General features: G+C 63.8%; 17 protein-coding genes and 1 pseudogene. 12 read left to right on the top strand and 6 right to left on the bottom strand.

Going from position 1 to position 22,486, the window contains the following annotated elements:
- Window positions 1–97: 97 nt before the first annotated feature.
- Window positions 98–2,257, bottom strand: a complete 2,160-nt coding sequence (locus BVH03_RS18565; RefSeq protein WP_075962535.1) for a TonB-dependent receptor domain-containing protein — start codon at window positions 2,255–2,257, stop codon at window positions 98–100.
- Between the two features lie 303 nt (window positions 2,258–2,560).
- Between BVH03_RS18565 and BVH03_RS18560 the strand changes: the two genes are divergently transcribed.
- From BVH03_RS18560 to BVH03_RS18515, 10 genes are all read left to right on the top strand, one after another.
- The gene (locus tag BVH03_RS18560) at window positions 2,561–3,640 is read left to right on the top strand and encodes an ABC transporter substrate-binding protein (RefSeq protein WP_075962534.1); all 1,080 of its coding nucleotides are present in this window, start codon (window positions 2,561–2,563) and stop codon (window positions 3,638–3,640) included.
- Complete coding sequence (locus BVH03_RS18555) at window positions 3,621–4,616, top strand: ABC transporter permease (RefSeq protein WP_075962533.1); 996 nt, start codon at window positions 3,621–3,623, stop codon at window positions 4,614–4,616. Before BVH03_RS18560 ends, BVH03_RS18555 begins: the two co-directional genes overlap by 20 nt.
- Window positions 4,610–5,401: an ABC transporter ATP-binding protein gene (locus BVH03_RS18550; protein WP_075962532.1), complete on the top strand. Its 792-nt coding sequence runs from the start codon at window positions 4,610–4,612 to the stop codon at window positions 5,399–5,401. Before BVH03_RS18555 ends, BVH03_RS18550 begins: the two co-directional genes overlap by 7 nt.
- Before the next feature lie 31 nt (window positions 5,402–5,432).
- On the top strand, window positions 5,433–6,353 hold the full coding sequence (locus tag BVH03_RS18545) for an aliphatic sulfonate ABC transporter substrate-binding protein (protein WP_075962531.1): 921 nt from the start codon (window positions 5,433–5,435) through the stop codon (window positions 6,351–6,353).
- Complete coding sequence (locus BVH03_RS18540; RefSeq protein ID WP_218189550.1) at window positions 6,350–7,669, top strand: LLM class flavin-dependent oxidoreductase; 1,320 nt, start codon at window positions 6,350–6,352, stop codon at window positions 7,667–7,669. The genes BVH03_RS18545 and BVH03_RS18540 overlap by 4 nt, the downstream gene beginning before the upstream one ends.
- 99 nt (window positions 7,670–7,768) lie before the next feature.
- Window positions 7,769–8,149: a DUF2946 family protein gene (locus BVH03_RS18535; protein WP_075962530.1), complete on the top strand. Its 381-nt coding sequence runs from the start codon at window positions 7,769–7,771 to the stop codon at window positions 8,147–8,149.
- Between the two features lie 233 nt (window positions 8,150–8,382).
- Window positions 8,383–10,497, top strand: coding sequence for a TonB-dependent copper receptor (locus tag BVH03_RS18530; protein WP_075962529.1), 2,115 nt, complete (start codon window positions 8,383–8,385; stop codon window positions 10,495–10,497).
- A gap of 346 nt (window positions 10,498–10,843) precedes the next feature.
- Window positions 10,844–12,289, top strand: a complete 1,446-nt coding sequence (locus BVH03_RS18525; RefSeq protein WP_075962528.1) for a cytochrome ubiquinol oxidase subunit I — start codon at window positions 10,844–10,846, stop codon at window positions 12,287–12,289.
- Window positions 12,290–12,291: 2 nt separating this feature from the next.
- Window positions 12,292–13,299: a cytochrome d ubiquinol oxidase subunit II gene (gene cydB / locus BVH03_RS18520; protein WP_075962527.1), complete on the top strand. Its 1,008-nt coding sequence runs from the start codon at window positions 12,292–12,294 to the stop codon at window positions 13,297–13,299.
- Window positions 13,299–13,442 (top strand): DUF2474 domain-containing protein, encoded by a 144-nt coding sequence (locus tag BVH03_RS18515; RefSeq protein WP_075962526.1) that lies wholly within the window; start codon window positions 13,299–13,301, stop codon window positions 13,440–13,442. Before cydB ends, BVH03_RS18515 begins: the two co-directional genes overlap by 1 nt.
- 281 nt (window positions 13,443–13,723) lie before the next feature.
- Here the strand turns inward: BVH03_RS18515 and BVH03_RS26090 are convergent, their stop codons facing one another.
- From BVH03_RS26090 to BVH03_RS18505, 3 genes and pseudogenes are all read right to left on the bottom strand, one after another.
- Window positions 13,724–14,125: a hypothetical protein gene (locus tag BVH03_RS26090; protein WP_143486004.1), complete on the bottom strand. Its 402-nt coding sequence runs from the start codon at window positions 14,123–14,125 to the stop codon at window positions 13,724–13,726.
- A gap of 145 nt (window positions 14,126–14,270) precedes the next feature.
- Window positions 14,271–15,059, bottom strand: a pseudogene (locus BVH03_RS18510) (transporter substrate-binding domain-containing protein).
- A gap of 198 nt (window positions 15,060–15,257) precedes the next feature.
- Window positions 15,258–15,914 carry a glutathione S-transferase gene (locus BVH03_RS18505; protein WP_143486009.1) on the bottom strand — a complete coding sequence of 219 codons (657 nt, stop codon included), beginning with the start codon at window positions 15,912–15,914 and terminating at the stop codon, window positions 15,258–15,260.
- Window positions 15,915–16,090: 176 nt separating this feature from the next.
- On the opposite strand from BVH03_RS18505, the gene BVH03_RS18500 reads away from it, so the two are divergent.
- Both BVH03_RS18500 and BVH03_RS18495 read left to right on the top strand, forming a co-directional pair.
- Window positions 16,091–16,654, top strand: a complete 564-nt coding sequence (locus BVH03_RS18500) for a TetR/AcrR family transcriptional regulator (RefSeq protein WP_075962524.1) — start codon at window positions 16,091–16,093, stop codon at window positions 16,652–16,654.
- Between the two features lie 171 nt (window positions 16,655–16,825).
- Entirely contained in the window at window positions 16,826–17,194 is a 369-nt protein-coding gene (locus BVH03_RS18495) for an MliC family protein (RefSeq protein ID WP_143486003.1), read from the top strand.
- 484 nt (window positions 17,195–17,678) lie between these two features.
- On the opposite strand, the gene selO is transcribed toward BVH03_RS18495, so the two are convergent.
- A complete protein-coding gene (gene selO, locus BVH03_RS18490) occupies window positions 17,679–19,142 on the bottom strand; it encodes a protein adenylyltransferase SelO (protein WP_075962522.1) in 1,464 nt (487 codons plus the stop codon).
- Window positions 19,139–22,486: a mechanosensitive channel MscK gene (mscK, locus tag BVH03_RS18485; protein ID WP_371915373.1), complete on the bottom strand. Its 3,348-nt coding sequence runs from the start codon at window positions 22,484–22,486 to the stop codon at window positions 19,139–19,141. The genes selO and mscK overlap by 4 nt, the downstream gene beginning before the upstream one ends.

The following is a 22,486-nucleotide window of genomic DNA, read 5'->3' as shown; positions in this document are numbered from 1 at the left end:
GCGGAAGCGGCCAGAGGATAGGCATTTGTCAATGATTCGTAAATAACAATTGTTGCTATTTGAGTGCGAGCCGTTCGCCGTGCCGTCGAGCAATCGGTCAGTTGAAACTGTAGGAAACCCCGACGAACGCCCCGAAACCTTCGCCCGGCGTCGAGCGCGTGGCGTCGGCGCCGTTGTCGTCGTAGTTCGGCGTGACGGTGGCGGCGTAGCGCTTGTCGGTCAGGTTGCGCAGGTCCAGCCAGGTTTGCCAGTCGTCTTTCGGCGAGGCGTAGCCCACGGTCGCGCCGAAAATCGCGTAGGCGTCGGCGTAGTAGGAGTTGGCGTAATCCACCGCCACCCTGGATACGTACTGGGTGTTGAGCCCGGCGTAGAAGCCGCTCGGGTGGTCGTAGCGCAGCTCGGCCTGGTAGTAGTGGCGGGGTAGGCCGGGCAGGCGGTTGCCGCCAAAGGCGTCGTCGTCGCGGTAATGGAAGTCGCTGAAGGTGTAGGCCTGGCGCAGGGCCAGGGCGCCTGCCGCGCCACCGTTCCACAGCGGGCTGTCGAGGCCCAGCTCGATGCCCTGGTGGATCGTGGGGCTGGCGTTGGCCTCGGAGAACACGTTGGTTTCGACCGGTACGGTCAGCAGTTCATGGCGTACCAGCGAGTAGTAATAGGCCGCATCCCACTGGCCCAGCACGGAGTTGCCACGGCCGCCGATTTCAAAGGTCGTGGCGGTCTGGTTATGCAGCGAGATCGGCGCGCGCTGGCGGGCGCTGTACGGCTGGTTGCTGTTGGGGAAACGCAGTGGCGAACTCCAGAGCATCGACCAGGCATGGGGCGGTTCCACCGAGCGGCTGACATTGCCGTAGAGCTGCACGTCCGGGTTGAGCTGGTAGCGCAGGCCGATACGCGGCGCGTAATCCCAAGTGTGCTCGCTGAGCGTGTCGTCGGTGGCTGGCCAGGTCACTTCTACTTCACGGCGGGTATAGATCAACGCCAGGCCGCCCGTCAGCCACAGGTCGGGGGCCAGTTCGGTTTCGTTGCCGATATGCAGCACGTTGTCCGAACCCAGGTGCTCGTAGGCGCGCATCAGCGTGCCGGCCGGGTAGGCGGTGCCGCCAACGTTGATCGGCAGCGCGGCATTCTCCCTGGACTTGCTGCTCGGCAAGTTGGTGGTGCTACGGAAACCGATGGTGGTGCTGCTGTCGAGCCCGAACAGGCTGTGGCGACGGGTGTAGTTCAGGGTGCCGCTCACGTCGCTGTAGTCCACGCGCACCCGATAGGTGTTGCCGTTGGGCGAGCTGTTCTCGACGATATCCATCGGGTAATGGTGGTAGGCCAGGCCGGCCACCAGAGTGGAGTCGTCGTCGATCTGCCAGGTGGTCTTGTTGGCCAGCCAGGTGCTGCCGGGCTGGTCACGGTGCGCATCGATACGCAGGTTGTTGGCAGCGGCCTTGCGCGGGTTATGTTCGATGTCGGCTTTGCTCAGGCGCCCCGGTACTTCATGCTCGGTCTCCCTATAGCGTAGGTAGAAGCGTGTCTGCAGATTCTCGTTGAGGCGATAGCCAACGTTCGCCGCGACCCCTTTGCCCTTACCTGACGAGTGATCCTGATAACCGTCGTATTCGCTGTCGGTCAGGTTGATGTAGTAATCGAAATCGCCCAGCGCCTGGCCGGAACTGATGCTGCGCTTCTGGTAGCCGTGACTGCCGGCTTCATAGCGCAGTTGCAGCTTGTCGGCATCGCGGCCGGTGCGGGTGATGTAGTCGATGGCGCCACCCAGGGCCAGGGAGCCCTTGTCGAAACCATTGGCACCGCGCAGCACTTCGGCGCGGCTTATCCACAGGGGCTCGAGCAGCTCGTAGGGCGTGCCGCCGGAACCGGTCAGCGGCAGGCCGTCGAGCATGATGTGGTTGCCGGAGGCGTGGGAGCCGGGGCCACGGTTGATGCCCGAGCCACGGATGGCGATCTTGATGCCCTCGTTACCCGGCGACTGCGCATACACGCCCGGCTGATAGGCCAGCACATCGGCATTACCGGCCACGCGGCCCTGCTCGACCCGCTGCATGTCCACCAGGTTGGTGCCGCCGGGTACCCGCTCGAGTTGCTCCGCGGCCGCCTGCTGCTCGGTCAGCGCCTGCTCGGTGATCTGTACGCCTTCGAGCTGCAGGCTGCCCGTCGCGGTCTCGGCATGGGCGGCAGGCAGCGCCGCGCAACCCAGCAGGCTGGCAGCCAGCAGATGACGTGGGCGCAGGGCGAACGGGGGCAGGCAAGGCATTCGGCAGGTTCTCCATGGAGCGGCATTTGGGGCAAGCGCGGGGTAGGACGGTGGCTCGTCGCGATAAGCCACGTCTGGCAGTTGGCAATCCGCTAATGGTGCCGGGGTTTTCGGGATAGAGGATGGATTAACTTTCTCGTTTGGCATATTAGGTTATGAATAAATTGAATTTCCCTGTTGATCGTCAAGTGGTTTACCGTCTAAGGCCTACCCCGTGACGCTGGCTGCAAAAGCCCGCTGAAGCACCTTATCCGCACGCTACCCGACCACGCGGCGCATGCACGACTCTCTTATGGAGGCGCCATGCCCATCTCCGTGCTCAACCGTCGTCAGTTGCTTGCCCTGGCGGGTACCGCCACCGCGGCGGCGTTCGCCAGCCGCTTCGCCTGGGCCGACGCCAGCCATGCAGGCCATGGCGCCCATGCCGGCCACGGCACGCAACCGGTTGGCAGCGGCCTGGATCTGGACAGCGATCGCTGGGTCTTGCCCGAGCCGCGCAAGATCAAGCTGGCCACCAACCTCAATGCCGTGTGCCTGGCACCCGTGGCGGTTGCCGACAGCCAGGGCATCTTCAAGCGCCATAACCTGGAGGTCGAGTTCGTCAACTTCGGCAACTCCACCGAGGTGCTGCTCGAATCCATGGCCACCGGCAAGGCCGATGCCGCCACCGGCATGGCGCTGCGTTGGCTCAAGGCGCTGGAGCAGGGCTTCGACGTCAAGCTGACCGCCGGCACCCACGGCGGTTGCCTGCGCTTGCTGACCCTGGACGACGGCCCGAAAAGTTTCGAGGCGCTGAAGGGCACCACCATCGGCGTCACCGACATGGCCGCGGCGGACAAGAACTTCTTCTCGCTGATGCTCAAGCGCCATGGCGTCGACCCGGTGCGCGACGTGACCTGGCGGGTGTACCCCATCGACCTGCTCAGCGTCGCCCTGGAGAAGGGCGAGATCCAGGCCGCCAGCGGCTCCGACCCACTGATGTACCGGGTCAAGCAGCAGCCGGGCTTCGCCGAGTTGGCGACCAATATGATCGAGGAGTACGCCAACATGAGCTGCTGCGTGGTCGGGGTCAGTGGAGAGCTGGCGCGCAACGACACGCCGGTGGCGGCGGCCATCACCCATTCGATCCTGCAGGCCCATGCCTGGGCGTCGCACAACCCCGATGCGGTGGCCGAGGAGTTTCTCAAGTTCGCCATCAACACCTCCAAGGAAGAGGTGCACGCCATCCTCACCGAGCACACCCACGGCTACTACTCGGTGGGAAATACCTTCGTGAAGGAGATCGCCGTGTACGCCCGCGACCTGAAGAACGTCGAGGTGCTGCGCCCGCGTACCGACCCCCTGGAATTCGCGGAGAGCATCCATGCCGACGTATTCGCTTGAACAACGCCAGGCGCAGCCGCGCGTTGTCCCGCCACGCTGGCGCGGCGGCCTGCTGGCAGCGCTGGCGTGGATAGCCTTCGCCCTGTTCACCGCGTGCTACCCCGATGGTGGCAAACCCTGGCCCTTCACCCGGGAGCTGGCGTACGTCGGCGCTGGCGTGGGCGGGCTACTGGCGCTGCTCGGTATCCTGCCGGGACCGTTGGGCCGGCTGGTGGAGCGCCTGCGCCCGGCAGGCGCCTGGTTGGCGGCGCTGCCCGTGCTGCTCGGCGTGTGGTTGCTGGTCACCGCCAAGGTGGTGCTGCTGCCGGTGCCGTTCTTCGCGCCGCCCCAGGCGCTGATCGAGGTGTTCGTCGATGACTGGTTCCGCCTTGGCGAAAGCCTGCTGCATTCGTTGTGGCTGCTGGTCAACGGCGTGGTGGTGGGCGGCATCGCCGGTTTCATCGCGGGTGTGGCGATTGGCTGGTCGCATCGCATCGGCTATTGGGTTCATCCGGTGCTGCGCATCCTCGGGCCGATTCCGTCCACCGCGCTGTTGCCGATCTGCTTCTTCTTTTTCCCTACCAGCTGGAGCGCCAGCGTGTTCCTGATCGCCCTGGCGACCTGGTTCCCGGTTACGGTATTGACCTGGTCCGGCGTGGCCAGCGTCGACAAGGCGTACTACGAGGTGGCCCGCACCCTGGGTGCCAATTCGCGCTTTCTGGTCTGGCGGGTGGCGATCCCGGCCGCCTTGCCCCACGTGTTCGTCGGCCTGTTCATGGGCCTCGGCGCCTCGTTCTCGGTACTGGTGGTGGCCGAGATGATGGGCGTCAAGGCCGGCCTCGGCTGGTACCTGCAATGGGCCCAGGGCTGGGCCGCCTACGCCAACATGTATGCGGCGCTGCTGGTGATGGCGCTGCTTTGTTCAGGGCTGATCACGCTGTTGTTCATCGTCCGTGACCGGGTGTTGTCCTGGCAGAAGGGGGCGGTGAAATGGTGAACGTTGCAACCGCTCATCCGCATCAGGCTGCGGGCATGAGCCTGGATATCCGCGGCCTCAGCCATGCCTTCGACCTGGGCGACAGCCGCCTGCCGGTGCTCGACAAGGTCGACCTGCAACTGGCACCCGGCGAAAGCGTCGGTCTGCTCGGGCCGTCCGGCTGTGGCAAGTCGACCCTGCTGCGTCTGGTCGCCGGCCTGGAGTGCTTGCAGAGCGGCAGCCTGATGGCCGACGGCGCCGCGCTTGCCGGGCCGCATCACTCGCGAGTGCTGGTGTTTCAAGACCCGACGCTCTATCCCTGGCGCACTGTGTGGAGCAACGTCGCCCTTGGCTTGCAGGCGCGCGGCCAGCTCAGGGAGCAGAAGCACCGGGTCGACGAAACGCTGCGCAAGGTCGGCTTGCTGGAATTTCGCGAGGCTTACCCGCGGCAACTCTCCGGCGGCATGGCACAACGTGTGGCGCTGGCCCGCGCACTGATCAACGAGCCGCGCCTGCTGTTGCTCGACGAGCCACTGGGCAAGCTCGACTCGCTGACCCGCATCGCCATGCAGAGCGAACTGATTCGCCTCTGGCAGCAGCAGGCCTACAGCTCGCTGCTGGTGACCCACGATGTCGAGGAGGCGCTGCTGCTCTGCGACCGCGTGCTGGTGTTCTCGGCGCGCCCGGCGCGGGTGCTGGCCGAGCTCGAGGTCGAGCGCCCCTATCCGCGTCGCCGCGACGACCCGCGTCTGCTCGAACTACGGCACCACGCCTTGCAATTGCTGGGGCAGGGCAGCGACTGGTGAGTCTCCCCTTATGTTCTGTTGGAGCCGTTCAATGAAGATCCGCACCGGCCTGTCGGCCCTGTTGCTGTCCACCCTGTCGCTGGCAGTCTCCGCCGCTGAGCTGACCATCGGCGACCAGCGAGGCAATGCGCGCGCCGTCATGGAGGCGGCCGGCGTACTCGATGGCCTGGACTATCAGATCCAGTGGCGCGAGTTTCCCAACGCCGCCCCGCTGCTCGAAGCCTTGCGCGCCGGTCACCTCGATGGTGGCCTGGTCGGCGAGGCGCCGCTGACCTTCGCCGCAGCGGCCGGGCTGGAGGCCAAGGCGATTCAGGCGGCGAGCTACCTGGGCAACGCGCTGATCATCGGCGGCAATGCCGGCATCGCCTCGGTCGCCGACCTCAAGGGCAAGAAGATCGCCGCGGTCAAAGGTTCGTCCGGCCAGGCGCTGGCGCTCAATGCCCTGGCGCGTGCCGGGCTGAATCCAGGCAACGTGACCTTCGTCAACACCACGCCCTCGGAGGCGACCCTGGCCCTGAGCAACGGCAGCGTCGATGCCGTCGCCACCTGGGAGCCCTACGTTTCCTTCGCCGTGCAGCAGAGTGGCGCGAAGATTCTCGCCGACGGCAAGGACTACCCGAGCCTGAATTACCTGGTGGCCGCCAATACGGCGTTGCACAGCAAACGTGCCGAGCTCGAGGATTTCTCCGCACGGCTGGCCCAGGCGCGGGTCTGGGGCGAGGCCCATCCCGAGCCCTATGCCAAGGCCATTGCCAGCCTGCTCAAGCTGCCCCAGGCGGTGGCGCTGGGCAAGGTGCAGCGTGAGGTCAACACGCCGGAGACCGACCTCGTCGCCGTGCGCACGTTGCAGCAGGCGACCATCGACCTGTATCAGCGTGAAGGCTTGATCCCCAAAAGCTTCCCGGCGGACAGCGTGATCGAGGCGAGCTTCTTCGCGGAGCAAACGCCATGATGCACCTGGCGTTGTACCTGGAGGCCGGTACTCACCAGGGTGGCTGGCGCCATCCGCATTCCGCCTCCACCGGCTCGGTCGACTGGCCGTTGTACAAGACCATTGCCCGACGCGCCGAAGCGGCCTGCCTGGACATGCTGTTCGTGGCCGACAAGCTGTCGATCGACGACAACTACGGCGGCCACTTCGCCGAAACCGTGCGCTATCGCCCGGTGGTACGGCCCGAACCGCTGACCCTGCTGTCGGCCCTGGCGGCGGTGACCGATCGCATCGGCGTGGGCGGCACGGTGTCGTCGTCCTATGCGCTGCCGTACAGCGCGGCGCGCATGCTGGCCAATATCGATCACATCAGCGGCGGCCGTGCGGCCTGGAATCTGGTGACCTCGGTCAGCGATGGCGAGGCGCGCAACTTCGGCCGCCAGCAGCACTACGGCCATGCCGAGCGGTATGCCCGTGCCGGCGAGTTCATCGAAGTGGTGCAGAAACTCTGGGACAGCTGGGGCGACGAGGCACTGCTGCTCGACGCACAGCGGGGCGTGTTCGCCGACCCGGATGCCTTCCATTACCTGCATCATCGTGGCGAGTTCTTCGATATCAGGGGGCCGATCAACATTCCGCGCCCGCCCCAGGGCCAGCCGGTGCTGATTCAGGCCGGGGTGTCCGAGGCGTTTCTCGACCTGGCGGCGAAAAGCGCCGAAGTGGTGTTCGTGGTGCATCCGCAACTGGAGCGCGCCAAGGCGTTCTACCGTCTGCTCAAGGACAAGGCGCGCAGCCATGGCCGCGACCCGGACACGCTGAAGATCCTGCCCGGCATCGTGCCGGTGGTGGGCGAGACCCATGCAGCGGCGCTGGCCAAGGATCGTCTGCTCAAGGAGCTGATTCGCCCCGAGGCAGGGTTGAGCTTCATGTCCGCCAGCATGAACCACGACCTGGCGCAGTACCCGCAGGAGGGGCCGTTCCCGGACATCCGTGAGGCCATCACCGGGAGCAAGGGGCGTTTTCAGTACGTGATCGAACAGGCCATCGAGCTGGGCCTGACGGTCGGGCAGACGGGCAAGCGCTACGCCGAGAGCCTCAGTTTTTTCTCGCCGGTCGGCTCGCCCGAAGGCGTCGCCGAACAGCTCGCCGAGTGGTACCGCGCGGGTGCCTGCGACGGCTTCGTAATTCTGCCGCCGTATCTGGAAGCCCAGGGCGATCTGTTCCTCGAAGGCGTGGTGCCAGCCCTGCAGGCCTCGGGGTTATTCCGTACCGAATATCCTGGCCAGACTCTGCGCGACACGCTGGGGCTGGCTCGGCCGGTGAGCCGCTTCGCGTAATGCGATGCGGCGCTCTTGGCGCTAACGCTTTACTGTGTTGGTCGTGGTGCGGCATTCGACCGCGCCACTTATGGCCGCGCTTGGCGTAAAGTCGCTGCCATGAAAATCGCCCGCCGGGATCGCTCGCTGATTGCCTGGATGCTCTACGCCAGCATCCTCTTCGCGTTGCTCGCCTGTGCCATTCACCACGGCCAGGGCGCCGGCCTGCAGTTGAGCGGGCTGGATGGCGGTTTCTGCTCGCTGCATGGCGATGCCTCCAGTGCCGACGGCGTGGTGCCCGCCGACGCAATGATGAACACCTTCCAGTGCCCGCTCTGTTCGGCGATGGTCATGGGCCTGGCCCTGCTGTTCGCCCTTGCCTGGCTGCCCCGCGCCAAGCGCGTGCTGCGCCTCTGGCGTGAGCCGTTGGGCAAACTGCCTCCTCGCTATCTCTGGCCATCGGCCAACCCCCGCGCCTCTCCCCAGTTGCTGACTGCCTGAATCTGTTTACGACAGGCCGGTGCGCAGCCTACCTGTAGGAGCCCTAGTGCATGCCCGCGAATCAATCGCGCGCCTGGCGACGCTGCTACGGATCAACCGCGGGCGTCCAGCCAGCCCGTGATGTTCGCTCGAGCATCCGCCATCAGGTCGCAGACAGATTCCTGACCCCATACCCGCGCAACGCCCCGTCGGCGCCGCGCCACCGTATCCGTCTGCATCAGGAACACCTGACCATGAACGCTGTTATCTCCCGCTCCAGTACTTTCTGCCTTGACCCCGCCAACCTGCGTCTGCGCCAGGCACTGAGCCTTTGCACCTTGCTCGGCTTTGCCGGTGCCGCCCTGGCTGCCGAGCCGCATCAGCACCACGAGCTGCAATCCACGGTGATCACCGCCGTGCAGCAAAGCTCGCCGCTGACCGTGGTCACCGACCCCAAGGCTCCGCGCCAGCCGGTGCCAGCCACCGATGCCACCGATTACCTGAAAACCATCCCTGGCTTTTCCGCGATCCGCAGTGGTGGCAGCAACGGTGATCCGGTGCTGCGCGGCATGTTCGGCTCGCGCCTGAGCATTCTCACCAACGGCGGCCAGATGATTGGCGCCTGTCCAGCGCGTATGGACGCGCCGAGTTCGTATATCGTGCCGTCCACCTATGACCGACTGACCGTGATCAAAGGCCCGCAAACCGTGCTCTGGGGCCCCGGAGCGTCGGCCGGTACAGTGCGTTTCGAGCGTGAGCCGGAGCGCTTCGCCGAACTTGGTAGCCGCCTGGATACCAGCCTGCTGGTCGGTTCCCGTGGTCGTCTCGACAAACTGGTCGACGGCGCCATTGGCAGCGAGCAGGGTTACCTGCGGGTGATCGGCAGCCAGGCCCGTGCGGATGACTACAGGGACGGCAACGGCGACACCCTGCCATCGCGCTGGGAAAAATGGAGCGGCGACGTCGCCCTCGGCTGGACCCCGGATGCCGACACCCTGATCGAGCTCAGCGCTGGCCGCGGTGATGGCGAATCGCGCTACGCCGGACGCGGCATGGATGCCAGCAAGCTGGAGCGAGAAAGCCTCGGCCTGCGTTTCCACCGGGAAAACCTTGGCGACGTGCTGAACAAGGTCGAGGGTAATGTCTACTACAACTACGCCGACCACGTGATGGACAACTACACGCTGCGCACCCCGGACGCCACGAGCATGATGCCCATGCCAATGGCCGCCAACGTCGACCGCCGCACCCTGGGCGGGCGCTTTGCGGCGACCTTCACCTGGCAGGATGTGGAGTTGGTGGCTGGCGTCGATGCCCAGCGCAGTGAACACCGCGCCCGCTCATCAAGCTACGACATGATGACCGATACCCTGGTCAGCGCCCGCTCATTCGACTGGGACAAGGATGCCGATTTCCACAACTACGGCGCCTTCGCCGAAGCCACCTGGCAGGTGGCCGAGCGCAGCCGATTGATCGCCGGTGCCCGGGTAGACCGCGCTTCTGCCAAGGATTACCGGCAGAGCATCAACAGTATGATGGGCAGCCGCGCCAACCCCACCGCAGGCGCCACCCGCGCAGAAACCCTGCCCAGCGGTTTTGCCCGCTACGAGTACGACCTGGCCGACTCGCCGACCACCCTGTACGCCGGCCTTGGCCATGTGCAGCGCATGCCCGATTACTGGGAGCTGTTCTCGCCGGACGGCGGCCCGAGTGGCTCGCTGAACGCCTTCGACGGCATCCAGCCGGAAAAGACCACCCAGCTGGACTTTGGCGTGCAATACCAGGGCGAACGTCTGCAGGCCTGGGCTTCGGGGTATGCGGGGCAGGTGCGTGACTACATTCTCTACACCTACACACCGGGCATGATGGGCAGCAGCTCGCGGGCGCAAAACGTCGATGCGCGGATCATGGGCGGCGAGTTGGGCGCCAGTTATCAGTGGACCGACAGCTGGAAGAGCGCCGCCACCCTGGCCTACGCCTGGGGCAAGAACAGCTCCGATGGCTCGCCGCTGCCGCAGATGCCGCCGCTCGAGGCGCGCCTGGGCCTGACCTACGAGCAGGACCGCTGGAGCGCCGGCGCGCTGTGGCGGGTGGTCGCGGCACAGGGCCGGGGCAGCGAAGGCCAGGGCAACGTGGTCGGCAAGGACTTCGGCGACAGCAGCGGCTTTGCCGTTTTCTCGCTTAACGCCGCCTACAGGGTGAGTGACTCGCTGAAGCTCAGCACGGGGATCGACAACCTGTTCGACAAAACCTACAGCGAGCACCTGAACCTGGCCGGCGACGCCGGCTTTGGCTACCTGGCCGATAACCCACAGCGCATCAACGAGCCAGGGCGCACCTTGTGGACAAAGGTGGACTTCAGTTTCTGACTCCGCAGCCAGGCGGCGATGCTCTGGCGTCGTCGCCCTGCGTCGATGCAAAAGTGCCGGCAGGCTGCTTTGGACAAATACCTCCACGCCACCGGCTGCCTTGCGGTCGACGCCGTATTGAAGCCGCGTCCATTCGGTGGCAAGCACGCCCCGCACCTGTGCAAGCCTGGCAGATCGCCGCAGCGACAGCCTGTCGCGCGGCATCCAGCCACGCTGGTAAGTGGCACGGCGAGGCGTAGTCTGGAGGCGATCCATTGATCCAGATCAAGGCGCCTTTCGCTTTGGCTGTCTGCGCTACACGCACAACAAGAAGTCGATAACTAAACCTGATCGAGGGGGCACGTCCATGTTCGGCTTAGAGGCTTTGGATCTTGCGCGCATCCAGTTCGCCTTCACCATTTCCTTTCACATCATCTTTCCCGCCATCACCATCGGCCTGGCCAGTTACCTGGCGGTGCTCGAAGGCCTGTGGCTGAAGACCGGGCGAACGGTCTATCGAGACCTCTACCACTTCTGGGTGAAGATCTTCGCGGTCAACTTCGGCATGGGCGTGGTTTCCGGCCTGGTGATGGCCTACCAGTTCGGTACCAACTGGAGCGCCTTCTCGGATTTCGCCGGCTCGGTCACCGGACCGTTGCTGGCTTACGAGGTGCTCACCGCATTCTTCCTCGAAGCCGGCTTTCTCGGCGTGATGCTGTTCGGCTGGAACCGCGTGGGCCCGGGCCTGCACTTCTTCTCGACGGTGATGGTGGCGGTCGGCACGCTGATCTCGACCTTCTGGATTCTCGCCTCCAACAGCTGGATGCAGACGCCCCAGGGCTTCGAAATCGTCGATGGCCGGGTGATCCCGGTGGACTGGTTCGCGGTGGTGTTCAACCCGTCGTTCCCGTATCGCCTGGCACACATGGCCACCGCCGCGTTCCTGGCCACCGCATTCTTCGTTGGCGCCTCGGCGGCCTGGCACCTGCTGCGCGGCCGCGACACCCCGGCGATGCGCAAGATGTTCTCCATGGCGCTGTGGATGGCCCTGTTGGTCGCGCCGATCCAGGCGGTGATCGGCGACTTCCACGGCCTCAATACCCTGGAGCATCAGCCGGCGAAGATCGCCGCCATCGAAGGCCACTGGGACAACAGTTCCGGTGAGCCGACGCCGCTGATCCTGTTCGGCTGGCCGGACATGCAGCGCGAGGAGACCCGCTTCAAGATCGAGGTGCCGTACCTGGGCAGCCTGATCCTCACCCACAGCCTGGACAAGCAGGTGCCGGCGCTCAAGGAATTCGCCAAGGAAGACCGGCCCAACTCGACCATCGTGTTCTGGTCGTTCCGGGTGATGGTTGCCATGGGGTTGCTGATGATCCTCGCCGGCGTGTGGAGCCTGTGGCTGCGCTGGCGCGGCAGCCTCTACCAGTCGCGCCCATTCCTGTACTTCTGCCTGTGGATGGGCCCGTCCGGGCTGATCGCCATCCTCGCCGGCTGGTTCACCACCGAAATCGGCCGCCAGCCGTGGGTGGTCTACGGCATCATGCGCACCGCCGATGGCGTGTCGGCCCACAGCGCCGCGCAACTGGGCCTGACCCTGGTGCTGTTCGTGGTGGTGTACTTCGCGGTGTTCGGCGCCGGCTTCGGCTACGTGATGCGCCTGGTGCGCAAGGGGCCGGTCACCGGCGAGGGCGATCATACGGACGACGGCGGGCCGGGCACCCGGCACACCCCGGCACGGCCACTGTCGGCGCCCAAGGAGGGCCTGCACGATGGTGATCATGGCGACGCTGCAGCGAGCGGGAGGGCATGAACATGGGTATCGATCTGTCGGTCATCTGGGCGGTGATCATCGTGTTTGGCGTGATGATGTACGTGATCATGGACGGCTTCGACCTGGGCATCGGCATCCTCTTCCCGCTGGTGCCCGACAAAGGCGAGCGCGACGTGATGATGAATACCGTGGCGCCCGTGTGGGACGGCAACGAAACCTGGCTGGTGCTCGGTGGCGCCGGGCTGTTCGCGGCCTTTCCGCTGGCCTACTCGGTGGTGCTCAGCGCGCTTTATCTGCCGCTGATGTTCATGCTGCTGGGCCTGGTGTTTCGCGGCGTGGCCTTCGAGTTCCGCTTCAAGGCCAAGGACCACAAGCGGCATATCTGGGACAAGGCCTTTATCGGCGGCTCGGTGGCGGCGACCTTCTTCCAGGGCGTGGCGCTGGGGGCGTTCATCGAAGGCATTCCGGTCGAGGGTCGCGCCTTCGCCGGGGGTTCGCTGGACTGGCTGGCGCCGTTTCCGCTGTTCAGCGGCCTGGGGCTGATCGCGGCTTATGCACTGCTCGGTTGCACCTGGCTGATCATGAAAACCGAAGGCCGCCTGCAAAAGCAGATGCACGACCTGGCCCGGCCACTGGCTCTCGCGCTGCTGGCGGTGATCGGCATCGTCAGCCTGTGGACGCCGCTGTCTCAGGCGAGCATCGCCGAGCGCTGGTTCACCTTTCCCAACCTGTTGTGGTTCGCCCCGGTGCCGCTGCTGGTGCTGGCGAGCTTCTTCTACCTGCTGCGCTCGGTGGCCAACCACGACGACAGCAAGCCGTTCGTGCTCACCCTGGTGCTGATCTTCCTCGGCTACAGCGGCCTGGGCATCAGCCTGTGGCCGAACATCGTGCCCGGCTCGCTGACCATCTGGCAGGCCGCCGCACCGCCGCAAAGCCAGGGCTTCGCGCTGGTCGGCGCGCTACTGATCATCCCGATCATCCTCGTCTACACCGCCTGGAGCTACTACGTGTTCCGCGGCAAGGTCACGCCGGATCAGGGGTACCACTGATGAACAAAACCACTGAAAAGAAACCCCTCTGGCAACGCATCGCCTGGCTGGCCGGCATCTGGACGGTCAGCGTGCTGAGTTTGGGGCTGCTGTCGTATCTGTTGCGGCTGTTCATGAATGCGGCGGGGTTGAGTACGCCTTAACGCCTTTTCGTAATCTTTCGGTTGAGGTTCGACGATTTTGGCTGCTAAGTGGCGGTAGCAGCCGTTCCCCGATTCACTGCGGGAGCGCGCCATGCGCGCGAAAGATCGCGGGCATGGACTAGGCGTCCCCACCCGCTCCCACAGATACTGCGCCGATGACCGTTTCTGCCTTGTAGTTACCGCTTCAGGCGCATGAAGATCGTGAACAGGTGCTTAGTTCGCCGGTACCGCAGGCCTATGTCTCAGGCTTTGATCGCTCCCACCTCCGCACGGAAATAACCTCAATCCCCCGTGCAAGCATATTGAGACATATTCAAAGCGATACCGATGCGAGCGGCGAGATTTATAAACGTGGATGGGAAGTGTAAGGATTGGGCGATGTTTCCTTCCTGAAAAGCGAGCCCCAAATCCAGAGTGGCGCTTTGTACTCCAGGGGTTGCAACCAATCGCGCGAGCGCGGATGCATGTGTTTCGAGAAAGATCGTTGCTTCGGCTAGCTGCAGTGGAAGTTCATCGAAATCTGCTTCGCTTGCGGCGAAATTTGCCCCGCTATCCCGATGAGTTTTCCCTTCGAGGGGCCGTGGTTCGCCTTTTTTCCAGATCAGGTAAGGCTGCACGGTGCAGGTAGAAAGCGCCGTTTCGATATCCAGGGACTCGCCGGATATTCTCAAGAGGCAACTCATAAAATGTACGGACCTTAAATGGTGCTAATAGCCGGCTGGGTTGCGTAACGGCGGATTCGGTTAGGAATCCGCCGTAACGTTGCCGGATCTTGTCACGATCACCTTAGGGTGGATGACGCTTCATCCATCCACCAGTCGTTCGACGCTATTGCCCTGGCACGGCCAGCCAGTGGCCGAGGGTCTTCTGATAAGCACCGGTGGTCTTGCTCAGGTGCAGCCACTGATCCACATAGCTCTTCCAGGCCATGTCGTCGCGCGGCAGCAGATAGGCCTTCTCACCGTATTGCATGTAGGCGGTCGGGTTGACAGCGCATAGGCCGGGCATACGTTTCTGTTGGTACAGGGCTTCGGATGAGTCGGTGATCATCACGTCGGCGCGTTTGTCCAGCAGCTCCTGGAAGATGGTCTTGTTGTCGTGGAAGTTCAGCTGAGCCTTTGGCAGATAAGCCCGCGCGAAAGCCTCGTTGGTGCCGCCGGCCGGCTCGATCAGCCGCACTTGCGGCCTGTTGATCTGCTCGACGGTCTGGTAGCGCGACACGTCTTCACAACGCACCAGCGGAATCTTGCCGTCCACATCCAGGGTGCTGCTGAAGAACGCCTTCTTCTGGCGTTCCAGCGTCACCGAAATGCCGCCCATGCCGATATCGCACTTGCCCGCTACCATATCCGGCATCAGGGTTTTCCAGGTGGTCGGCACCCACTGCACCTTGACCCCGAGGCTCTGCGCGAGCGACTGGGCCATTTCGATATCGATGCCTTCGTACCCGCCGTCCTGACGCAGGAAGGTATAGGGCTTGTAATCGCCGGTGGTGCACACCGCCAATTGCCCCTACTCCAGCACCTTGTCGAGATGCGATGGCGTTTCCTGAGCCTGGGCAAAACCTGACAGCCCGATAAGCAAGGTAGTGATAGCGCTGATTCTTAGATTTTTCATTGTGGCTGGACGCTCGCGGTTGAAGGCAGGGTAAAGGCGAACGGACAAGGTAAGGACAATAGCGTGGCTGGGGCAAGGCCCCGAGAGTCGGCGGACGCCAGGTTGGCTCGTTTGGCATCGGGGATGTTGAGGCGAGGCGGACAAGCATGGGTTGTCCGCCATCGTCTCTTGCCCAGTACCTCGGGCTGGCCGCAACGATCAACCCAGCGGCTCGCCTTTTTCAACCATGGCGGCCCACGCCACAAGGCTGGGGCGCTTTTGCATCCGGGCGTACCATTTCCGAAGCGCTTCGCACTCCTCGGGGACCGATAGCTCCACGAGCGCCGAGAAGATCATGCCGCCAATCACGGCGATATCCGCCATGGAGAATGATTCCCCTGCGACGAATGGCCGGCTCATCAATACCTCATTGAAATAGCGCATGCCTCGTACGGCCTTGTCGCGCATGCGCAGGCCCCATTCCTCATTCTGATAGAACTCGACGTACGGGCCGAGGCCCGGGGTGGCATGGTGGAAGTACACGCTTACGGCATCGAGAAACTCGATCTCGGCACGCTTGGTCATCATGTGGATGAGCCCTTTTTCAACGGCGGTTGTGCCGGTAAGCGTGGGCTTGCTGTCCAGGTGGTCCAGGTACTGGGTGATAGCTGTGCATTCCGCGATACGGGTGCCGTCTTCCAGTTTCAGAACCGGGAGCGTGCCCGAGTAGTTTATTTCGAGAAACTCGGGCGTCTTGTGCTCACCTTTCCAGAGGTTGATCGACACGAAATCGACCGCTGGCAGAAGGCCTTTTTCTGCAAGCGCTATGCGAACCCTTGCCGGGTAGGGGCCGTTGTACCAGTCATAGATTTTCAGCGGTGAATGGCGGGCGTCGGTGTGGCGATGTGGAGTGCTCACATGAATACCTATCTATCAGTTGGTAGGTATATTTATAGGCTCATTTTTCTTGCTGTCAACACCTATCTATCAGTTGGCAGGTTGGTGGCTTGCGGTTAGCATTCCGGTCATCTTCTAACCGGTGAGGTGATGGCGTGAGTGCAAACGCAAAAGAGGCCATCCTGGCGGCTGCCAAGCAAGCCGCGCAGTCCCATGGATACGGCGGACTGAATTTCCGCGACTTGGCAGCTGCAGTCGGCATCAAGAGCGCGAGTATCTACTACCACTTCCCCAGCAAGGCCGATCTCGGTTCTGCGGTAGCCAGACGCTATTGGGAAGACACGGCGGCCTACCTGCAGGCGATGCTGGACGATGCTGACAGCCCGTTTGAATGCCTGCAGCGATATCCTTCGATTTTTCGACGCTCGCTCGAGAGCGAAAACAGGTTGTGCCTTTGCAGCTTCATGGCCGCAGAGTACGAAGACCTTCCTGATGAAGTGAAGAGCGAGGTACAGGCGTTCGCCACCGTGAACGTCGCCTGGCTTTCCAAGGTTTTGCTGGCGGCCGGGCTTGGTGATCCGATTGCATGCGAGGAGCGGGCGATGGCGATTTTTGCTGCTGTTGCGGGTGCTCAGCTCATGGCCCGCAGCCGTGCCGATATCGCGTTGTTCGACTCGCTTTTGAATGGCTACCGAAAAGCCGGGCTTATGCCAGCCTGAGTTGCTGGCATCGCAGCTAGCTAGACGGGCTAGGCTGATTGCCGCGAGCGGCATCCGTGCCGAACGGCCGGACAGCCAACCTGAGCAATCGTTGCTCGAGTGTTTGATATGTTATAACGATTTTTATGCCGGCATGGTCGCCGGCTTTCGGGAGCGTGTGGAGGTGATGAATTGAAGAGCTTGACCAAACGAATGCCTGCAGCCGCCCTAGTCGCGGCCTGCATGATCCAAGTAGGTTGCGGTTCCGCTCCCGAGGAGCGCTTCGAGCTGCCGGGTGCAGGGCCGACCGAAATTGAAAAATCTACGTATCAATGCGAGGGGGGAACCACCGTAGCGGTCACCTATGCCAACAGGGGCGATACAAGCGTGACGCTTCTCACGCCGCCCGATGAGAAAGAGGTGCTTTTGGTAAGGGTAATCGCTGCCTCAGGCGCCAAATATGTAGGTGATCGCTACGAATGGTGGACCAAGGGAGACAGCGCGAGCTACACGAAATATGCGGATGAGGAGATTTCGTTGCAGTGCGTCGAGACAAAGTAGAGGTGGCACCACTTCGAGCCATAGTAAAACCTGCTGCGCATCGGCCCAGCGGGGTCAGAAAAAGACTCAACTGGGCGCTTGCGGCCAACCCGTCTGGAAGGCAATGGTGCAGCGAGCCAAGCTCATTTCTAATCCATGACTGCGCTCAGCCTTGAGGCCAGCCCGGTAGCGTTACCTCGCTACGCTGGTGGTTCGCCTGTGTTGACCCGCTGAGGCCGTTATTCAGGTAGCGCCTGTGGGCCAATGCATGGGCTTTCGAACAGATTCTAAGAAGTTGTTCATAATCTTTAAGCTCAGATTCGACAATTTCGCTGGCTAAGTGGCAGAAACGGCTGTCCCCTCACCTACTGTGGGAGCGCGCCATGCGCGCGAAAAATCGCGGGCATGGACCAGGCGTCCCCGCCCGTTCCCACAGGTACTGCACCAATGGCCGCTCCTGCCTTGTAATTGCCGCTTTATGCGCGTGCAAGACTTTGAACAAGCGCTAAGACGAACAACTGATTTCCAGATGCTTGCCCCAATCCGGCGGACGCTGCGCGTAATGCTCCTTGCCCGGCTGCTCGTCGAAGGGGCTCGTCAGTACGTGGTGCAGTTCGCGCACCGGGCCGTAGTCGCCTGCTTCGGCGGCGGCGATGGCTTCCTGGGCCAGGTAGTTGCGTAGCACGTAGAGCGGGTTGACGGCGTGCATGCGGGCCCGGCGTTCGGCTGGTTCGAAACCTTCGCGTTCGACGCGAGCCTGGTAGTCGGCGGCCCAGGCGTCGAAGCCGTTGAGGTCGACGAAGTCGTTGCGCAGCACCTTCAGCGCGTCGGCTGGCGCCTGGTCACCCAGGTGGCGGAAGAACAGCGAGTAGTCGGTGGCCTTGCCGGCCTGCATCAGGGTCAGCAGGCGCTGGATCAGCTGTTCGTCGCCGTCTTCGGCGGTGGTGAAGCCCAGGCGTTTGCGCATCAGGTCGTGGTAGTGGGCCTGGTAGATCGGCAGGAACAGCTCGAGGGTTTCGCGCAGGGTGTCGACCTCCACCAGGGGCGTCAGCGCCTGAGCGAGGGCCGAGAGGTTCCAGTGGGCGATGGGCACCTGGTTGCTGAAGCTGTAGCGGCCGGTGTCGTCGGAGTGGTTGCAGATGTGCTTGGCGTCGAAGTCGTCGAGAAAGGCGTAGGGGCCGAAGTCGAAGGTGATGCCGAGGATCGACATGTTGTCGGTGTTCATCACCCCGTGGCAAAAACCATAGGCTTGCCACCAGGCGACCATTTCCGCGGTGCGTTCCAGCACGGCCTTGAGTAGCGCTGCGTAGGGCTGCGGCTGCTCGCGGCAGGCCGGGTAATGGTGTTCGATCACGTAGTCGGCGAGCTGCTTGAGTTGCTCGTGCTGGCGCGTGTAATAGAAGTATTCGAAGTGACCGAAGCGCACGTGGCTGGGCGCCAGGCGCACCAGCATGGCGGCGGTTTCCTGCTTCTCGCGCCACACCGGCGTGCTCGAACCGGTCACGCACAGCGCTCGCGAGCTGGGAATGCCGAGGGCATGCAGCGCTTCGCTGGCGAGAAACTCGCGAATCGACGAGCGTAGCACGGCGCGGCCATCGCCCATGCGCGAGTAGGGCGTCATGCCGGCGCCCTTGAGATGCAGGTCCCAGTGTTCGCCGGCATCGTTGAGTACTTCGCCGAGCAGCAGGCCGCGGCCATCGCCGAGGCGTGGCGAGTAGCCGCCGAACTGGTGACCGGAATAGACCATGGCGCGCGGCTCGGCATCGCTCCACAGCTGATTGCCGGAGAACAGCTCGGCGAACACCTCGCGCTGCGCCTCGCGCGGGTCGAGGTTGAGCAGGGCCAGGGCGCTGTCGCTGGCTACCACCAGGCGCGGCTCGGCGATGGGCTCGGGCAGTATGTGCGCTGAAAACCCGTCACCCAGGCCGGCGAAGCGATTGTCGAAGGTCAGGGTGTCGAGGGTTTTCACGGTTTGGCCTCGTCTTTTTTCTCGGCGTGCTCGGCGCTCGCCAGTTGCTCGTCGTCGAGCTTGAGCGTGTCGTGGGGCGCGGCGGCGCGGCTGAGCACGATATCCATTTTCGGCGTACCGGACAGGTTGATGCCATTGTCGGCGAACAGCTGGTCGACGCGGCGGTTGAGCTCGTCGGTCGCCGTACCGCGGTCACCCAGTTCCTTGACGTAGAACTTCAGCTCATGGGTCAGGCCGTCCGGTGCGTACAGGCTGAGCTGGGCGGTCGGTGCCGGGTCGCGCATGACCCGCGAGTTCTCCTGGGCGGCCTGCAGCAGCAAGGTGCGCACCTTCTCCAGGTCGGCGCCGCGGTTGACCTTGAAGGTCAGCACGATGCGGGTCACGGTATCGGTCAGGGTCCAGTTGATCAACTGGCTGGTGACGAACGTCTTGTTCGGCACGATCACTTCCTTGCGGTCACTGTCGATGATGTGCGTGGCGCGGATGTGGATGCGTTTCACCGTGCCGGTCACGCCGCCGATGGTCACCAGGTCGCCGATGCGTACCGGGCGCTCGAACAGGATGATCAGGCCGGAGATGAAGTTGGCGAAGATCTCCTGCATGCCGAAGCCGATACCCACCGACAGGGCGGCGACCAGCCACTGCAGCTTGTTCCAGCTGACCCCCAGGGTCGACAGGGTAACCACGATGCCGGTGCCGAAGATCACGTACGACAGCAGCGTGGTGGTGGCATAGGCGCTGCCCTGGGCCAGACGCAGGCGCGACAGTACCAGCACCTCCAGCAGGCCCGGCAAGTTGCGGCCGAGGGCCATGGTGATGGCGGCGATGATCAGCGCGTACAGGGCGTCGAGCAGGCTGATCGGGATCAGCGACGCGGCGCTGCCCGCCACGGTGCTGCTGTTGTATTCGTACAGGGTGATGTTGTCGAGGTAGGCGAACACCGAGATCAGGTCGGCCCACACCCAGTACAGGGCGGCGATGAAGCTGCCCAGCAGGGTCAGGCGGATCAGGCGCAGGGACTGCTGGTTGACCTGCTCGATGTCGAGGCGCGGGGTTTCCAGCTGGATTTCGGTACCCTCGCTGTCCTCGGTGGTCTGCGCTTCGCGCTTGGCGGTGGCGCGCTGGTAGGCCAGGCGCCGTGCGGCGACCGCCAGGCCGCGTACGAACACCGCCTCGACCACCAGCCAGATCAGTAGCAGGTAGAGCGTATCGATCAGCCGGTCGCTGAGCTTCAGAGCCGTGTAGTAGTAGCCGAAGCACACCGCCAGGAACAGGCCCAGCGGCAGCATGCTGAACAGCACGCCGATGAACATGCGGAAAGTCGAGGCATTCTCCCGGGCCGGGCCGCGCAGCAGCAGCTTCTGCAGCAGCCAGATCATCAGGCCGTAGCAGGTCAGCACCACGGCGATGCCGATGACGTCGTCGGACAGGCTCGATGGCTGGTGCTCGGCGACGGTGACCACCGCCACCAGCGCCATCACCACCACGCCCAGCCAGCGGATCTGCCGGTGCAGGTAGGCGACGTGGGCACGCGCCCAGTGGAAGTGCAGCTCGGCCACGCCGCCCGGGGTGAAGATGCGGTACACGGTGTAGAACACCAGCCAGGCCTGGGCCATGCCGAGGAAGGCCGAGCCGAGGTTGACGTTCAGGCCGCGGGCGTCCATCTGCAGGGCGAAGCCGCACAGGGCCAGCAACAGCGTGCCGGGCAGGGCGAGCAGCACGTTGAGCAGAATCGCCACCGGCGTGTGCAACTGGCTGTCGCGCTTGAAGTGGCCGATGTCCTTGTGCAGGTCGGTAAGCTTCTGGCTCAGGTAGCGGCGCTTGTAGAGCAGCAGGCCCATCACCAGCAGCAACGGCAGGAACAGCAGCGGCCGCTCGATCAGGCCGGCGCCGAGCTGGCTGATGTTGTCGAGCCAGGGCAGGTCGGAGATTTGCCGCTGCAGTTGGGCTGGCGCGCTCTTGAACCAGTCGAGGTTGAGCGGATTGTTGCTGGGGATCCAGAACATCTGCTCGTCAAGGGTCGCGCGCAAGGCGGTGGCGGTGTCCTGCAGTTGCTTCTGGTTGAGCTGCAGGGTGATCGATTCGTTGAGCAGTGCGTTGAGTTCGCGGTTCAGCCGGTCGTGCAGGGCACGGCGAGTGTCGATCAGGTCCAGCAACGATTCGCGCAGCTCCGGCGTCACGCTCTCCGGCGGCTGGGCGGCCAGCTGTTTGTCGACGTAGGCGCCGGGGTTGGAAATCTGCTCGCGCTGCTGGTTGAGCTCGAACTGGTAGAGGCGGATGTCGGCGATCTCGTCGGCCAGCCCCTTGTCGAGCTTGAGCTTGGGCAGCGACTGCTTCTGCTTGTAGAGAATCTTGGACAGCAGCAGGCTGCCCTTCAGTACGCTGATCTGCTCATCGAGCGCCTGGTCGGTCTGGTTCAGGGTGTCGAGCTGCTGCTGGGTGCGCAGGTTCAGCTGGGTCAGCTCGTTGAGACGATCGGTACCGCGCAGCAGGTAGTCGGACAGCTTGAGGTTCAGCGCGCTCTCGCGCGACAGCAGGGTGTCGGAGCTGCCGACCTTCTGGGCCTCCATGGACTGTTCGGCGACGGTGCGTTCGGACTGATCGCGGCGCTTTTCATTGATCAGGTTCTGCAAGTCCTGCAGCTCGACGTCCAGGCGCTGGATACGTTCGTCGAGGAGGTCGCGCTGGGCGCTGCCCAGATCCTGCAACACGCTGTTGCCGGCCATTTCCTGACGGCGCAGCTGGGTCAGGGCGCCCAGTTGGGCCAGTTCGGCCTTGAGCTGGTTGACGCGCTCGGCGCTCAGCGCCTTGCCGTCTTCGCGGCCGTTCTTGAGCAGCGTGTTGATCTGCTGGGCGCGCGTTTGGTTGCCGCTGATCTCGGCCTGGGCACGCTCGGGGCGCGTCTGAGCAGTGATGATCAGGGTGTTGGCATCGTTGAGCTGCTTCTGCCAGTCGCTGAGCTGGGCGCTACGCTCGCTGAGCATCTGCTCCAGCTGGGCGACGCTGGTGGTGGCGTAGCGCTGTGCCACGGGAACCACCTTGGCGGCCTTGAGTTTCTCCAGCTCGCTGTGGGCGTCCTGGGTCTGCCGCGGAGCCTGGGCCAGCTGTTTCTCGAGCGCAGTCAGCTTCTGCTGGCTATCGGCCTGGGCTTTGAGCGCCCCCAGGGTCCTTTCCAGCGTCTGGCGTACCTGGGTCTGCTCGGGCTCGACCAGCTTGCGGTCGGCCAGGGTGTCCAGGCTGCGCTGTACATCGGCGGCGGTCGGATTGGCGTCGGCCCAGGCGGGCGAATTGGCCAGGCACAGGCCCAGCAGGAAAACGGCAAGCAAACGAGGGAAAGAGTGCAT

The organism is Pseudomonas sp. PA15(2017) (genome assembly GCF_001945395.1).
GTDB lineage: Bacteria > Pseudomonadota > Gammaproteobacteria > Pseudomonadales > Pseudomonadaceae > Aquipseudomonas.
Note: the sequence above shows the minus strand (reverse complement) of the source record. Positions and strands in the feature narration are given on the sequence as shown.

Coding starts and splice junctions, on each gene's coding strand:
- BVH03_RS18565 (WP_075962535.1), bottom strand. CDS start 2,257: ATGCCTTGCCTGCCCCCGTTCGCCCTGCGCCCACGTCATCTGCTGGCT.
- BVH03_RS18560 (WP_075962534.1), top strand. CDS start 2,561: ATGCCCATCTCCGTGCTCAACCGTCGTCAGTTGCTTGCCCTGGCGGGT.
- BVH03_RS18555 (WP_075962533.1), top strand. CDS start 3,621: ATGCCGACGTATTCGCTTGAACAACGCCAGGCGCAGCCGCGCGTTGTC.
- BVH03_RS18550 (WP_075962532.1), top strand. CDS start 4,610: ATGGTGAACGTTGCAACCGCTCATCCGCATCAGGCTGCGGGCATGAGC.
- BVH03_RS18545 (WP_075962531.1), top strand. CDS start 5,433: ATGAAGATCCGCACCGGCCTGTCGGCCCTGTTGCTGTCCACCCTGTCG.
- BVH03_RS18540 (WP_218189550.1), top strand. CDS start 6,350: ATGATGCACCTGGCGTTGTACCTGGAGGCCGGTACTCACCAGGGTGGC.
- BVH03_RS18535 (WP_075962530.1), top strand. CDS start 7,769: ATGAAAATCGCCCGCCGGGATCGCTCGCTGATTGCCTGGATGCTCTAC.
- BVH03_RS18530 (WP_075962529.1), top strand. CDS start 8,383: ATGAACGCTGTTATCTCCCGCTCCAGTACTTTCTGCCTTGACCCCGCC.
- BVH03_RS18525 (WP_075962528.1), top strand. CDS start 10,844: ATGTTCGGCTTAGAGGCTTTGGATCTTGCGCGCATCCAGTTCGCCTTC.
- cydB (WP_075962527.1), top strand. CDS start 12,292: ATGGGTATCGATCTGTCGGTCATCTGGGCGGTGATCATCGTGTTTGGC.
- BVH03_RS18515 (WP_075962526.1), top strand. CDS start 13,299: ATGAACAAAACCACTGAAAAGAAACCCCTCTGGCAACGCATCGCCTGG.
- BVH03_RS26090 (WP_143486004.1), bottom strand. CDS start 14,125: ATGAGTTGCCTCTTGAGAATATCCGGCGAGTCCCTGGATATCGAAACG.
- mscK (WP_371915373.1), bottom strand. CDS start 22,486: ATGCACTCTTTCCCTCGTTTGCTTGCCGTTTTCCTGCTGGGCCTGTGC.